The organism is Rhizobiales bacterium NRL2, from assembly GCA_001664005.1.
Lineage (GTDB): Bacteria > Pseudomonadota > Alphaproteobacteria > Minwuiales > Minwuiaceae > Minwuia.
In genome coordinates this window covers 1,869,247-1,884,324 of the sequence record CP016093.1, presented here as the reverse complement: position 1 = coordinate 1,884,324, position 15,078 = coordinate 1,869,247, and the positions used below count along the sequence as shown (strand labels likewise).

The window sequence follows — 15,078 nt, the reverse complement described above, 5'->3', positions numbered from 1 at the left end:
CGAATTTTCCCGGGACGAATGCAAATGGCCAACAAGGCGTCGACGGGCTCGACAATTCTGGATGACATGGCAGGAGGCGGGTTCCCTCGCGGCCGCATCACCTTGATCGATGGCGAGCCGGGTTCGGGCAAGACCATCCTGTCATTGCAATTCCTGCTTCATGGCGCCGAGCGTGATGACGAGCCGGGGATTCTGGTCTGTTTCGAGGAAACGGCCGAGGAAATTGCAGCGGACGCCGCAGCTCTCGACTGGGATATTGCAGCACTTCGGGCGGATGGCCGGTTCGACATCATCGAAGGCGGGCTTGGGCCCGATGTCGCAATCGAAGGCCGTTTCGACCTTCAGGGTCTGCTGGCGGCGCTCGGCGCCAGGGCAGACGCCATGGGCGCAACGCGGGTGGCCTTCGACTCGATCGACGTTCTGCTCGATCTCCTGGGTGATGAACAGGCCGCCAGACGTGAGCTTTACCGGTTGAAGCAATGGGTTCGCGAACGCGGGATGACCTGTGTGCTCACCGGAAAGATTGACGCCTCGGGCGCCTCGCCGTCGTCCAGAAGTTCGTTTCTGAACTATTTCTCGGATGCCTGTATCGAACTGCGCCGGCGGCATGTCGATCAGGTGGCGGTCCGAACGATCTGCGTGACCAAACTTCGGGGCAGTACCAGCAGCTCAAGTCTTCTGCCGTTCATCATCGGACCCCGGGGCATCACGATCGCCGATCCCGGTTCCGCAGAAGTCCGCCACAAGGTTTCGACCGAACGCGTCAGCAGTGGCGTGGCGCGTCTCGACCAGTTTCTGGGCGGCGGCTATCTCAGGGGATCCGCCATCCTGGTAAGCGGCGTGCCCGGGACGGCCAAGACATCGCTTGCCGTAAGCTTTCTGGAAGCCACCTGCCGCAGAGGCGGCAAATCGCTTCTGGTCTCATTCGACGAGGCCGGCGAACAGATCGTGCGAAACGCCGCATCCATCGGGCTCGAGCTTCAATCGCAGGTCGATGGAGGATTGCTCCGCTTCCTGTCGCTACGATCGGGAGCGGCGGGTATCGAGGATCACATCGTCAACATCATGGCGGAGATGGATCGGCTCCGACCTGATTGCATGGTGATCGATCCGCTGTCCGCGATCCACAAGGCGCCGGGGCAGGTTCACGCCATCACGCCCGGCCAGCGCTTGATGGACCATGCAAAGAGAGAGGGCATCACGCTGCTGATGACCTCGCTTACCGAAAAGGAGGCGCAGCCGGGCAGCTATATCGATACGGCGTCGAATGTCTCGACCATTGCCGATACCTGGCTTCACCTGACATTTGCGGTCAACGCCGGCGAGCGGAACCGCGCCATCTCGATCGTCAAATCCCGGGGCACCTCGCATTCCCATCAGGTCCGTGAGCTTGTCATCTCCGACCAGGGGATCGATCTGGTGGATGTCTATGCACTGGGCGGCGAGGTCCTGATGGGAACGGCGCGCAAGGAACGCGAGTTCGAGATGGAGCGCGACGAGCGGATTGCAGAACGCGATTTCGACCGGCGCCGCAAGACCCTTCTGGAAGAACGGAAGGCGATGGCTGCCGAGCTAGATCGCCTGAAGGGTCAGGTCGAGCTCCGCGACCAGACGATCGGAGAACTGGAAGAAGCGGAGGATGAGCGTCAACGGATGCGGTCGGAGCGTCGACGGCGCATCAGCGTTTCGCGACGCTCAGACCCGGAGTCCGAAAGTCGATGAGCATCGAGGCGTCAACTCAGCGTCCGGACATTGGCGGCGACGGTCAAGCCGAGCGTCCCCGGCAGCTTCTCCTCTACGGGATCGAAGGCAGCTCGACGACATTGAGGGCGCGAAGAAATCTCGAGGCCGCCCTCGAAGCAACTGGCGTCGACCTCGACCTCCTCCAGTTCGTGGATGTGCTCGAAAATCCGCAGAGCGCATACGCCGATGGCGTGATGGCGACCCCGATGCTCGTGATTGGAACCGGTGGGTCAAGCCTGCGCGTCGTCGGCACTCTGGATGATATCGAGCACATTCGTCGCTTGCTGGATAGGTGGCGGACACGGTGACGGAAGCGCCCGGCAGCGACTCCTCCCCCCCTGTGCGCGAAAGCCGGTTCCGCCTTCGCGTCCTGATTGTCTCGTTTCTGGTCGCCGTCCTCGTGGTGGGTGAGACGGCATTGGACGTGTACCGGGACCACACGCGTCTTACCGAAGACGCCGAACGCCAAGTAGAAAACCTCGTCGTCAATCTGGCCAGCACCCACAAGCAGGTTTTCGACAGTATCAATCTTCTCTTCTTTTCTCTGGAAGATCATCTGAACGAGACAGACACTCTGGATGCTGGGGGCCGGGCGCACATCGGACGCCTGCTGCGCGCCTTCCGTTCCCGTTCCCCAGAATTCCAGAACGTGGTGGTCCTTGATCGCGATGAAATCGTCGTCGCCTCCGGACGCCGCGCTTCATCGGGAGAGGTGCTCTTCTTCGATCCCCGCCGCATCAAGACGCTGATCGAAGGAAATGACCTCGGAAAATATATCGAAGCGCCAGTGACCACGGGATCGTCCGCCAACCTTGTGATACCCGTGGTCCGGGCGTTCCGCAATCGATCCGGACAGGTGGCCTATGCTGCGGTCGTGACGCTGAAGCCGTCTGCCCTGACCGGAACGCACTCGGCCCTGGAGATTGGTTCCGGCTCCGTCATGCTTCTCGCACGTACTGACGGGATCGTTCTCGCCCGCTCGCCTTCGACCGATATTGTAGGAGGTTCCCTGGCTGGCCGGCCGCTGTTCACGGAACACATCCCCTCGGCGTCCACAGGTGCATACACTTCGCCGCCTCAGAGCGACGGTGAGATACGTATCGTTGGCTATCATGTAATCCCGGAGCACAAACTTGTGACGGCGATCGCCATCGATCGCGACAAAACTCTTGCACCGTGGCGAGAGAACCTGATCGGTCATATTGGTTCGGCAATTTTGCTGGTTCTCCTTGCCGCCGCCGCCGCGTGGTTCACGATTCGCAGCCATGACCGGGAAGCAGCGTTGCGGCGGTCCGCCGAAAGAGCCCGGAACCGCGCCCGGGATCGAGCAGTCAAGCAGCAGATTATGGCCGGACTCAGCCAGTATTCGGCCGAAGCGGAAGATTCGCAGGACTTCCTCGACCGGGCCGCCCGAGCGTTGCGAAAGGGAACTGACTGCGATTTCGCGAGCATCGCGCGCCAGGTCAGTTCGGGATCCCAGATGATGATCGTAGCGCGGGATGGCTGGCCTGAGCATGCGCGCGAGGAATACGTCTTTGTTGGAGGGACGGACTCGCATTTGGGCTTCGCTCTCCATTCGCGCGATACCATCATCAGCGACGATTACGGGACCGAAAAAAGATTCCGACCGCACCACCGTCTGGTCGAATTGGGCGCACGGTCGGGAGTTGCAGTACCCATGCTGACCGCGTCGGGCGGCTTTTCCGGTGCACTTTCAGTCTACAGCACGCGCCCAGCGGCCTTCTCCGATGACGACAGGATGTTCGTCGAGGCTATCGGCCACCTGATCGCCAGCTACTACGAGCGTCGCATCCAGTCCAATCTGCGCAGCGCGGTTCTCGACAGCGTACCCAGCATGCTCGCTGTTCTCGACCATCGCGGCGACATCCTGTTCGTCAACAGGTCATGGATTTCGGAGGGCGACGCCCGGGACCTCCAGATGCCGGAAGGTGGTGTCGGGGCGAATTACATCGACATATGCACCCGGGCCGCGGCCGAAGGCGTCGTCGAGGCGCGGCAGATGCAGGAAGGCATTCTGGACGTGATGTCGGGTCAGACCGACCGGTTCCAGATGGAGTATCCCTGTGGGGACGAAAAGGAGATGCGCTGGTTCTTCGCCACGGTATCGCCGGTCAACCTGGACGGGCATAGCGGCGCGCTGGTGAGCCACCTGGACATCACATCCCGCCGGGAACTGGAGAAGCAGCTGCGTGAAGCCAGCAGGATGGAGGCCTTGGGGCAGCTCACGGGCGGTATCGCTCACGATTTCAACAATCTACTGATGGTGGTTGCCGGCAACGCGGAAATGCTCTCGGACCGGATCGGATCCGAGACAAAGGAAGGCCGCATGCTGGCTGCGATCCGCGAAGCTTCTGGTCGCGGCGCCGCGCTGACGGACGGGCTCCTCTCCTTCTCCCGGCGGCAATTGCTCTCGCCTCAGGCGGTCGAGCCTCAAAAGGTACTCCTGGATGTCGCCCGGCTTCTCGAACGAACGCTCCGGGAGGATATCGAACTCAAGGTGGAAACACCGGATTTCTGCCATCAGATTCTGGCCGATGAAGCGCAACTGCATACCGCGCTCATGAACCTTGTACTGAACGCCCGGGATGCGCTGCCCAATGGCGGCACGATCATCCTCCGCTGCGAGGACCTGGACAATCGCGCCGACCCTGTCGCCTTCGTCCGCCTTTCGGTATCCGATAACGGCGAAGGCATGTCCGTCAGTGCAGCCGAGAAGGCCTTCGAGCCGTTCTTCACGACCAAACCGGTGGGTCAGGGCACTGGTCTGGGTTTGAGCATGGTGCATGGCTTCGCGATCCAGTCGGGCGGAAGGGCCCATCTGGAATCGAAGCCGGGCCAGGGTACACGAGTCATGATCGAACTTCCTGTCGCAACCGGTTCGGAAGCGGACGGAAACAACGGTGGCGCCGCGGATCTCGAAGATCAGTTCGAAGGGACGATCCTGGTTGTCGAGGATGAAGACCGGGTCCGCAACTATCTGCGGCTGCTGCTCGAAGACATCGGTCTGACAGTTCATGAAGCGTCAAGTGCAGTCGAGGCCCTGGATCTTCTGAAGGAATTGCCAGCGCTGGATATCCTCTTGAGTGACGTGATCATGCCCGGCAGCATGTCGGGCTATGGGCTCGCTAGGGAAATACGCCGCGAACGGCCGAATTGCGGCATCATACTCATGTCCGGCTACACCGATCCGAGCATGATCGAACGGCTTCATGAGCACGACCCTTCGATTCCGCTGCTGCGCAAGCCCTTCAGCCGCGGCCAGCTTGTCGCAATGCTGAAGACGGTGCTCTCGGACTGATGTCCATGGTTCGGCACCGCGACGAAGGCAGCCACGAATGAAACGAATTCTTCTTGTCGATGACGATCCGCTGGTCCTGGGCACCCTGAGGGAAGCGCTCGAGGGAGCGGGCTACGCTGTTGCGAGCGCTGAGAACGGAAGACAGGCCATGCAGGAACTCTCGCGCGCGCTACCGGATCTGGTGGTCACCGATCTGATCATGCCGACGCAGGAAGGGGTGGAAACCATCATGGCGGTGCGGAAGGCCTATCCGACCCTGCCGATCATTGCGATTTCCGGAGGCGGAAGGCTCGATGCGCTCTCGCTGCTGGACGTGGCCCGGAAGTTCGGGGCGGCCGCGACCTTGAAGAAGCCGTTTCCCCCGAGCGTGCTCGTCACCCTGATCGGTCGGATATTGGCCGAGCGGCGCGGCGGGGAGTCATGCTGACCGGGTCCGGCGCGGTCATTCGCCCGGGCCTGCTTCCTTTCCGGACATGACCTGATGGATCGTGTTGAGAAGAACCTTCGTTCCAAAAGGCTTCTTGAGGGCCGCGGAAGCGCCGGCCCTTCTCGCCGCCTCAAGCAGTGGAGCCGGGCCGAGCTTGCCGCCGCCGGTGATGGCGATGACCGGGAGACCCGGCTCGGTACGTGAAATCTCGGCTATCGTTTCGATACCTTCACGATTCGGCATGATGATGTCGCAAAGCACGACATCCGGCTTCATCTCTCCGAGCAAGCGCAGCGCATCGTCTCCGTCGGTGGCCACGGTCACTTCATGGCCCTGAGTTTCCAGGCTGTTGGTGAACATGTCCCGGATCAGGCGGTCGTCGTCGACGACAAGTATCTTCATGATTATGCTGATTCCTGCCCTTGAATGATCTGCGGAGACACGCTCGCGGCACACCATTGCCGAACACACCTAAACAACTCTCTAGCGCGTGATGTGGTGCGCGCGCTCGCCAAGCCAATGGCCATTCGAGCATCAGAGCCTCCGACAAACCCGGGACGGTTCATGCTGGGCTTATCCTGAGGATGCCCAGATGGTAGACTATCGCTCCAGTTGTTCTTTGGGTATTGGCCTCGCCCTACCGTGAGACGTTCCACACTGCTTGGTTGGAGGCAGCCTGATCCGATCATGGAGACCTCCCGATTAGCACCAACGAGAATCACGGCCCTGCCGGGAAATTGAGATTTGGCGCGGCAGGCGGGACAGCGATGCGTGTCGCCGCGGTCTACGCGGCCGCAGGGTTCCTCTACATTCTTGGTTCGGATTGGCTCGTCGAAAATGAATTCAGCAGCGACTGGCTGCCGGGGGTCCAGAGCATCAAGGGAATGGGTTTCGTCCTGATCACGGCGCTTGGCCTGGGCCTGATCTCCCGATTCTTCATTCGTCGCGGCATGGCCGAAGTCATTTCCGTCAACGCCGCCCTCGAGGAAACTCGGAAACGTTTCGAGCTGATTGCCGACAATGTGGGCGAGGTCCTGTGGATCGGCGACCCGCGCGATCGTGGAATCCATTACGTCTCACCGGCGTATGAAATGATCTGGGGCCGCTCCAGCGACGCGATGTACGGCAATCCCGGATCATGGATGGAAACCGTCCATCCCGATGATCGTGCGTACACCCGTAGAAAGATCCGGGAACGCCAACAAAAGAACAATGTGGCCGAGTACCGCATAACGAAGCCGGATGGCACGATCCGCTGGATCGAGGATCGCGGATTTCCCGTCCGCAATGAAGACGGAGAAGTTTATCGCGTGGTCGGCGTCGCGCGCGATATCACGGAGCATCGGCAGGCAGAGCAGCGTATCGAGGAGCTGCATTCGCGTTTCGAAAAGGTGATTGCCTCGGCCCCCGTCGGCATCCTGGTTCACCGGGACTTCGCCCCGATTCTTGGAAATGAAGCCTTGGCAAGAACCTTCGGCTATTCCAGCGTCGACGAGATTCTTGAGCTGCCCGACTGCCTGGTCCTTTTTCCGAAGGAGGAGCGGGACCGTATTGCGCAGTTCAACCGCCAACGCATGTTGGGCGAGGACCCGCCAGAAGCCTACGACCTCAAAGGACAACGACGGGACGGTTCCATCATCGAACTCGAGAATCGGGTCACCGTTTTCGACTGGGGAGGGTCGCCCGCAGTCTGTTCCATTCTCGCAGACGTGTCCGAGCAGCGCGAAACCGAACGCCAGTTGCGCCAGGCGCAGAAGTTCGAAGCCATCGGGCAGCTCACGGGCGGTGTGGCGCATGACTTCAACAATCTACTGACCGTCGTGATTGGGAACGCCGGGCTACTCGAGCAGCGGCTGGACGGGCGCGATGAAGACTTGAGGTCCTTGGTAGACACAATTCTGAAGGCGGCGAAGCTCGGCGCCGAGCTCACGCATAATCTGCTCGCCTATTCCCGGCGCCAGATGCTGGCGCCCGCAGCAACGGATGTTGCGGCACTGATCGAGGGAATGCGGCTACTCCTGGAGCGGACCCTGGGCGAGCACATCGACATTACAATCTCCCATGAGCGCGGCATCGATGATGCCTACGTGGACGCCAGTCAGCTCCAGAACGCGATCCTCAATCTCTGCCTGAATGCGCGGGACGCGATGCCGGAGGGTGGCCGGCTGCGGATCGACGTGTCCAACACGGAGCTGGATGCGGATTCAGTGCAGTGGCATGCCGACCTCGCGCCAGGTCCATATGTCCGCATCGCGGTTTCGGACACCGGAACCGGCATGCCCGACGAGGTGATGCGCCGCGCGTTCGAGCCATTCTTCACCACCAAGGAATCCGACCGCGGCACCGGTCTCGGACTCAGCATGGTCTTCGGATTCATCAGGCAGACTGGTGGTCATCTCGACGTCGATTCCGAAGTCGGCAAGGGTACGACGATCCAGCTTTACCTACCGCGTGCCGATGCGGCCACCCGGCCCCGGGAGCAGTCGCCGGCTGCTCCTGCCTTGCAAGGCCAAGGCGAACTCGTTCTGCTGGCCGAGGACGACACGATGGTCCGGGATTTCGTGGTGTTGCAACTCTCGCTGCTGGGATATCGGGTCATGGAGGCTGCAAACGGGCAGGAGGCGCTGGAGATACTCGAGCAGAACGAGGATATCGAACTTCTCTTCACCGACATTGTCATGTCGGGCGGCATGAGCGGGCGCCAGTTGGCGGAGGCTGCCCATCAGATCCGCCCCCAGCTGCCCGTGCTTTTCACCTCCGGCTATACGGAGACCTCCATGTTGAATGAAGGGTGGCTGGAGCCGAATGGGCGACTACTGCAAAAGCCCTTTCAGCGTGAAGATCTGGCGCGGATGGTCAGGGCGACACTGGACCAAGGTGCATGACATCGGCGGTGTCCGATTTTCGGGGCATAGCTCACTGCGGTCTATGAGGATTTGCATCAGCCCATTATTTTTCTGCGTCAAAGTCGCTCCAAAGCAGCCTTGGAAGCATTACGGACATGTGTCCGGCAGGCCTCGATCGTAGATTCCTCATCGCGGTTCTCAATGCCAGCGAGAATGCTCTTCAGCTCGTTGAGGCTATGTTCGGAGCGGCTGCCACTATCCAGAGACAGTCGGCGAAGCAGACTGATGCGCGCGTTCATCGTTCGCAGGACCGAAGCCATCATGTCGTTTGCGGCCCCCTTGAACAGGATGCCATAGAATAGATCCTTGGCCTCCAGAATGCGCTTGAGATCCCTGCTCGCATAGGCCTTCTCGACCCTGGCGACCGCCCGGCGGAGTTGACCCACCTGGACGGCTGACGCCTTCTTCACGAACAGCGCCCCGAGATAGGATTCCAGCGCTTCGCGAACCTCGTAGATTTCCCGCGCCTGGGCAGCCGTGATTTTCGCGACGATCGGCCCGCGGTGCGCCACCATCTCGATCAGACCCTCGCTTTCGAGTTGCCGGAGCGCCTCGCGAACGGAAGTCCGGCTAGCGCCCGTAAGCTCGCATAGCTCCCGTTCGACCAGTCGTTCGCCCGGGGCGAAGCGGCCTGTGGCGATGGCCGTCCGAAACGCTTCGGCCACCTGATGGCGAACCGGTGCGGCGATCGCTGCCACCTTCATCAACGGACTGTCGCTCAACCAAATTCTCCTTGGTTGGATTAATCATATTGTCATACAATTTTCTACCTTAATGTCCAAGCATATGGTTCGCATAGGCACCAAAAAAATGCGAGTGCCAGCATAAAACCCATAATACGGTCTGTTGACATATACCGGTCCGGAGCGTCAGAGTTCGGCAAGAGCAAGGGGAGAAAACAATGCCGCAGTTCCAGGTGCGAGGCGTCGACATCTTCGTCCACCAGGAGGGAAATGGCGCGCCGATCCTCCTGATCCCCGGCCTCGGTCTCGATCATCAGTATTACCGGCTCGCGACGCCGCTCCTGGCGAAGAGCATGGCCGTCCACGCCGTGGATCCGCGGGGCATTGGTCAGTCCGGCGCAGGAGACCGCCCCTATACGGTCGAGGAATGGGCCACCGATTTTGCGGAGCTGATACCGAAGCTGGATGTCGGTCCCGTGCATGTACTCGGCACCTCGCTCGGCGGCGCCATGGCGCTTGCGCTTGCCGAACAGGCTCCGGAGCTAGTTCGCAGTCTCGTCGTCGTCGGCGCCTTCAGCGAGCTGGACCGCGCTGCGGTATTGAATTTCGATCTGCGCAAGCGGCTGATCGAGAAGCTCGGCTTCAGCGCTGAAGTCGCCGACTACATGGCTCTCTGGACGCTGTCCCGGGAGTTCATCAACAGCGACGCGGGCTATCAGCAGATGCTGGCGAACCAGAAAATCATTCGCCAGAACAGCCCTGAGCGGTATCTCGAGTTTGTCCGCTCTGTTCTCGCCTGGGGTCGCGAACTGCCCGAGCAGGCCGGCGAACCGAAGTTCACGGACCGTCTTGGCGGGATAACGAGCCCGACCCTCGTCGTCGGCTCTGCCAATGATCACCTGATCCCCCTCAGGCTCAGCGAGATCATCGCGGAGAACACGCCGGGCGCGGAACTGGTGGTGATGCAGGACGGTGGTCACATTCCCTTCGTCGAAAAGCCTGAGGAAGCCACGCGTATCGTCCTTGATTTCGTCTCGAAGCAGTAGCGGAGTACGGGCGATGGGCGAGTTCGGCAAGCGGCAGGTCCGCTCCGAGGATGACAGGCTGATCCGCGGTGAAGGCTGCTATATCGACGACATCCGTTTCCCCGGCATGGTGCACGTCGTCATCGTCCGCAGCCAGACCGCGCACGCCCGGATCCAGGTTGACGCTTCGGCGGCGCGGGCGGTTGAAGGCGTCGTCACGATAGTCACCGCGGCCGACTTGCCGCCCGCGGCGCGCGTGCTGCCGGATTGTCATCCCAACCCGGCGCTGACCCATCCGCGTGGCCCCGCGGTGCTTGCCGACGGTGTCGTGCGCTATGTCGGGGAACCGGTCGCCGCGGTCGTCGCAGAGGACCGCTATGTGGCCGAGGATGCGGCCGAACTCGTGCTTGTCGACTATGACGCCATGCCGGCCGTGATTGACCTCGAGTCGGCCCTCACGGTCCCATCGGGACGCGTCCACGAGGACATGTCCTCAAACCTCGCTGCCGCGATCAAGGTCGAGACCGGAGATGTCGACAAGGCCTTCGCAGGCGCAGCCTGCATCGTCAGCGAGCGTCTGCAGATCCAGCGCGGCGCGGGTCAGGCCATGGAGACCCGCGGTATCGTCGCCTACTGGAACGCGTTCGAGGACCGGCTTGTCGTCTGGAATGTCTCCCAGGTGCCTTACGTTCATCGCACCGCGATTGCAGCGGCCCTCGGGCTGCCCGAGCGACAGGTCCAGGTCCTCAACCCCGATGTCGGCGGCGGTTTTGGCTACAAGGGGCTGACCTACACCGAAGACCTGCTGATCCCTGTACTCGCCAGACAGCTGAACAGGCCCGTGAAATGGATCGAGGACCGGCGTGAGCACCTGACGGCGTCCTATCACGAGCGCACGCAGCTTCACGATCTGGAACTGGCCACCACGAAGGAGGGCGTGATCCTGGGAATCCGGGGCCGCTTCCTTCACGACACAGGCGCCTACACCCCCTGGGGACCGGTCGTCCCGCTGCTGACCGCGGTCAACATCCCCGGGCCCTACCGCGTCCCGAACTATGCGGTCGAGTGCAGCGTCGTCTATACGAACACCGTGCCTGTGGCACCGGTCCGCGGCGCCGGCCGGCCCCAGGCCTGCTACGTGACGGAGCGCCTGCTCGACAAGGCGGGCCGGGAGCTCGGCATCGATCCGGCGGACCTTCGACGCCGCAACCTGATCCGTCCGGAAGAATACCCCTACGACGTCGGCTTCATCTCCCGCGATGGCACGCGGCGAACATATGACAGCGGCAATGTGCCGGCGCTGATGGAACGTGCGCTCGAGATGCTCGACTACGAGACCGTTCGCGAAGAGTGCCGCGCGCACCGGGATGCGGGCCGCTATCGCGGCATCGGCATTGCCTGCTGCGTCGAGGACACCGGGCTCGGCCCCTTCGAAGAGGTCGGCATGACGATCGAAGCCGACGGTGGCGTCACCGTGCGGATGGGAACACCGAGCCAGGGCCAGGGGCAGAAGACGTCGTTCGCGCAGATCGCAGCGGACGAACTCGGCGTTCCCTTCGAGAAGGTCAAGGTGCTGACCGGCAATACGGACCTTGTCGAATACAGCATCGGGACGTTCGCGAGCCGTGCCGGCGTCGTCACCGGCAATGCGGTGAATGCAGCCGCGAAGCAACTTAGCGAGCGGGCCTGCGGCATTGGCGCCGTACTGTTGCAGGCCCGGCCCGAAGAGTTGGAACTGGTTGACGGCCACGTGCAGCTGAGGTCCGACCCCAGCCGCAGGGTCGGGCTCGACCGGATCGTCAAGACGTCGCTTGGCGAATCCGGAACACCCTTGCCACTGCCCGATTTCGGGCCCGGGATGAGCACGACCGCAAGTTTCAGCCCGCCCACCAACACCTTCGCAACCGGTTGTCACGTCGCACTGGTCGAGGTGAATCCCGCAACCTGCAAGGTTGAAATCCTGCGCTACATCGCTGTCGAGGACTTCGGCAATCTCGCCAATCCGCTGATCGTCGACGGCCAGGTGATCGGCGGCGTCTCACTCGGTATCGGCAACACCTTCTTCGAAAAGGTGGTCTACGACGATGAGGGCCAGATCCTGACCGGCACCTTCATGGACTATCTCATGGCAACGTCGATGGACGTTCCGCGTGTGGAGATCGACCATCTCGCGACGCCCAGTCCCCTCAACCCCCTTGGGATGAAGGGCGCCGGCCAGGGCGGCACCATCCCTGTGCCGGCGGTGATCTCGGCCGCGGTCGAGAACGCGCTCGAGCCCTTCGGCATCCGTCTTACCTCAGTGCCGTTCAGCGAAAGCGACCTCTTCCTCCTCCTTCGGGAGCGTTCCCACGCAACCGGGGGCGCCATATGAAACCGCCCGCATTCGCTTTTGCCGCACCCGACACTCTGGAGGGCTGTCTCGAGCTTCTCGCAGAGTATGGCGACGTGGCGAAAATCATCGCCGGCGGTCAGAGCCTGATGCCGCTCCTCAACCTTCGCATGGCGGCCCCGGAAGTTGTCATCGACATTGCGCGTGTCCGCGAGTTCGGAACGATCAGCACCGAGGACGGCACCGTGACGTTCGCCCCCATGGTGCGGCAACGCAGGCTGGAGACGGATCCCGAGGTGCGTCGTCACCTGCCTCTGCTGGCCGAGGCAAGCGCCATGATAGGCCATGTCGCAACCCGCAGCCGTGGCACTGTCATCGGCTCGATGTGCCATGCCGACCCCGCAGCGGAGCTGCCGATCTGCGCGACATTGCTCGAATGCGAGTTCGTGCTGACCTCCGGCAGGGCCACGCGCAGCCTCAGCGCGGACGAATTCTTCTACGATGCGCTGGTCACGGGACTGGAGCCGGAGGAGATGGTGACCGCCGTCCGAATGTCGGCGGCCGCGCCGCGGACCGGCTACGCATTCAACGAGATTTCGAGGCGGCACGGCGATTTCGCGCTCGTGGGCGTCGCTGGCATGGTCCGCCTGTCCGACGACGGTTCGATCGCATCGGCGAGCGTCGCGGTTGGCGGCGCATCAGGTCGACCGGAACGGTTTGCGCTCACCGACACGGCCATTATCGGGCAACGGATGACCGATGCATCCTTCGGCGATTTCGCCGCAGAGGTCATGACCCGTCTCGAGCCTGGATCCGACATCCATGCCAGCGCCGATTATCGTCGGGCCCTCGCCGGCCATCTGGTGGAACAGGTGCTTTCGACCGCAGCGACCCGTGCCGAGAAGGAGGCGAACGTCAGATGAAACCGTCGAAGCGCCGCCCCGTCACAATCGAGGTCAACGGCGAAATCCACAGGCGGGAGACCGACGTCCGGCGGACGCTCGCTGATTTCCTGCGGGACGAACTGGGTCTCACCGGCACGCATCTCGGATGCGAGCACGGCGCATGCGGCGCCTGTACGGTCAAACTCGACGGTGCGCTGACCCGGTCCTGCCTGGCTCTCGCCTGTCAGGCGGACGGCGGCAAGATCGAAACAGTAGAGGGACTCGCGGACGGCGACCGGCTCCACCCCGTCCAGGCAGCCTTCAAACGGCACCATGCCCTGCAGTGCGGGTTCTGCACGCCCGGTTTCCTGGTCACGGCGGTAGCGCTGCTGGATGAGAACCCCGATCCGACCGAGGCTCAGGTTCGGGACTGGCTAAGCGGGAACATTTGCCGTTGCACAGGCTACCAGTTCATTGTCGACGCCGTGCTGGCGGCGGCGGTGGAACTCCGAGGCGAGACCTCCACATGGCGCACTGACTGACCTGCTCCCCTTTGAGCCCGCGATTGTAGGTTGGCGCTCTTCAGAGTTTGGTGGTCTCGCGACCGTTGATGATCGGCTCGTCCTGCCTCGGCGACCATGTCGCATGCCGGATCAATAGCCCCGTCCCCAGTCGACGACGTTCGCAAGCGGGCGCCCCGCGAGCCATGCGCGAAGGTTCTCGCAGAAGAGATCGATCGACCGGTGGCGGTTCACATCACTGCCGGTCGAGATATGCGGCGTCAGAAGGATGCGCGGATGGCCCCAGAGCCGTTCGGGCGGGGGATGCTCGAACTCGCCCGCATAGACGTCGAGCACGGCTCCGCCGATATGCCCTGAATCGAGCGCGTCAACCAGCGCGTCCTCGTCGACGATTTCGCCTCGGGCGACGTTGATCACGATCCCGCCTTGCTTCATCGCCGCCAGCGCCGCCGCATCGATCAGGCGGGTGGTCTCGGGCGTCCACTGGCAGCAGATCGCGACGACATCGCTTTGTTCCAGCAGTCTGTGGAGGTCCCCCGGGCCGCCAATCTCGGCAAAACCCTCCGGCCGGTCATCGGCACCTTCGGGCGGCCGGCGCCGCGTGCCCACGACGCGCATGCCGAGCGCGGCGCACAGCCGGCCGGCTTCGGCGCCGATGCCGCCTGCGCCGACGATGCAGACGGTCTTGCCCGCCAACAGCCATGGTCGATAGGCGTGCCGGTCGACGTGGCGGCTGGCCTGGTCCGCCGCAGCCCGATCGAAGGCCCTGGCGAAGTGCAGGATGCCGCCGACGACATACTCCGCGGCCGGCAGCGCGTTGGCCAGGCCGCGGGAAGTCGTGACGACGACGTCACTGCCCCACAGATCGCCGAGCCGGAGGTTGCTTGCCCCGGCCGGGCGCTGGTGGAACCAACGGAGCCCCGGCGCCCGGGCACGCAGATCGAGCGGGAATGGCCAGCCGCCGAGAACGATCCCGGCCTCGGCAAGCAGGGCATCGCGTTCGGAGCGGGAGGCCTTGCCGGCACTGTCGGGCGCGACATAGAGGTCGACCGCGTATCGGGGCCAGGTCTCGCGGTACTCGCCATCGAACCAGCCGCCGGCGTCAATAAGTCGGACCGACGGATCGACGGCCTCGATCCGTTGCCGGTCGGTATCGGACAGCGGCACAAGCGTCAGAACATTCGGCACTGCATCCGGCTCCAGCTCAGCGCCCGCATGGGGCAGAAGATCCGATCTTCATT

Annotated in this window: 12 protein-coding genes; 9 read left to right on the top strand and 3 right to left on the bottom strand. The window is 62.6% G+C overall.

The genetic code is table 11. The annotated features are described in order from the left end of the window. Positions 1–18: 18 nt before the first annotated feature. From TEF_08740 to TEF_08725, 4 genes are read left to right on the top strand one after another with little or no spacing between them, the layout of a single operon-like run. Positions 19–1,722: a hypothetical protein gene (locus tag TEF_08740; protein ID ANK80872.1), complete on the top strand. Its 1,704-nt coding sequence runs from the start codon at positions 19–21 to the stop codon at positions 1,720–1,722. Continuing rightward, positions 1,719–2,051, top strand: a complete 333-nt coding sequence (locus TEF_08735; GenBank protein ID ANK80871.1) for a hypothetical protein — start codon at positions 1,719–1,721, stop codon at positions 2,049–2,051. Before TEF_08740 ends, TEF_08735 begins: the two co-directional genes overlap by 4 nt. Then, entirely contained in the window at positions 2,036–5,062 is a 3,027-nt protein-coding gene (locus tag TEF_08730) for a hypothetical protein (protein ANK80870.1), read from the top strand. Before TEF_08735 ends, TEF_08730 begins: the two co-directional genes overlap by 16 nt. Before the next feature lie 37 nt (positions 5,063–5,099). Further along, a complete protein-coding gene (locus tag TEF_08725) occupies positions 5,100–5,489 on the top strand; it encodes a hypothetical protein (protein ID ANK80869.1) in 390 nt (129 codons plus the stop codon). A 15-nt stretch (positions 5,490–5,504) separates the two neighbouring features. Here TEF_08725 and TEF_08720 read toward each other — a convergent pair whose 3' ends face one another. Next, the gene (locus TEF_08720) at positions 5,505–5,891 is read right to left on the bottom strand and encodes a hypothetical protein (GenBank protein ID ANK80868.1); all 387 of its coding nucleotides are present in this window, start codon (positions 5,889–5,891) and stop codon (positions 5,505–5,507) included. A 365-nt stretch (positions 5,892–6,256) separates the two neighbouring features. Between TEF_08720 and TEF_08715 the strand changes: the two genes are divergently transcribed. Beyond that, positions 6,257–8,374, top strand: a complete 2,118-nt coding sequence (locus TEF_08715) for a hypothetical protein (protein ID ANK80867.1) — start codon at positions 6,257–6,259, stop codon at positions 8,372–8,374. Positions 8,375–8,451: 77 nt separating this feature from the next. Here TEF_08715 and TEF_08710 read toward each other — a convergent pair whose 3' ends face one another. After that, positions 8,452–9,117 (bottom strand): hypothetical protein, encoded by a 666-nt coding sequence (locus TEF_08710; protein ID ANK80866.1) that lies wholly within the window; start codon positions 9,115–9,117, stop codon positions 8,452–8,454. A 179-nt stretch (positions 9,118–9,296) separates the two neighbouring features. On the opposite strand from TEF_08710, the gene TEF_08705 reads away from it, so the two are divergent. From TEF_08705 to TEF_08690, 4 genes are read left to right on the top strand one after another with little or no spacing between them, the layout of a single operon-like run. Continuing rightward, entirely contained in the window at positions 9,297–10,124 is an 828-nt protein-coding gene (locus tag TEF_08705; protein ANK80865.1) for a hypothetical protein, read from the top strand. Positions 10,125–10,137: 13 nt separating this feature from the next. Then, positions 10,138–12,474 carry a hypothetical protein gene (locus TEF_08700; protein ANK80864.1) on the top strand — a complete coding sequence of 779 codons (2,337 nt, stop codon included), beginning with the start codon at positions 10,138–10,140 and terminating at the stop codon, positions 12,472–12,474. After that, on the top strand, positions 12,471–13,355 hold the full coding sequence (locus TEF_08695) for a hypothetical protein (protein ID ANK80863.1): 885 nt from the start codon (positions 12,471–12,473) through the stop codon (positions 13,353–13,355). Before TEF_08700 ends, TEF_08695 begins: the two co-directional genes overlap by 4 nt. Continuing rightward, positions 13,352–13,858, top strand: a complete 507-nt coding sequence (locus tag TEF_08690; protein ANK80862.1) for a hypothetical protein — start codon at positions 13,352–13,354, stop codon at positions 13,856–13,858. The genes TEF_08695 and TEF_08690 overlap by 4 nt, the downstream gene beginning before the upstream one ends. Positions 13,859–13,969: 111 nt before the next feature. Here TEF_08690 and TEF_08685 read toward each other — a convergent pair whose 3' ends face one another. Next, positions 13,970–15,025, bottom strand: coding sequence for a hypothetical protein (locus TEF_08685; protein ANK80861.1), 1,056 nt, complete (start codon positions 15,023–15,025; stop codon positions 13,970–13,972). Between the last annotated feature and the right edge of the window lie 53 nt (positions 15,026–15,078).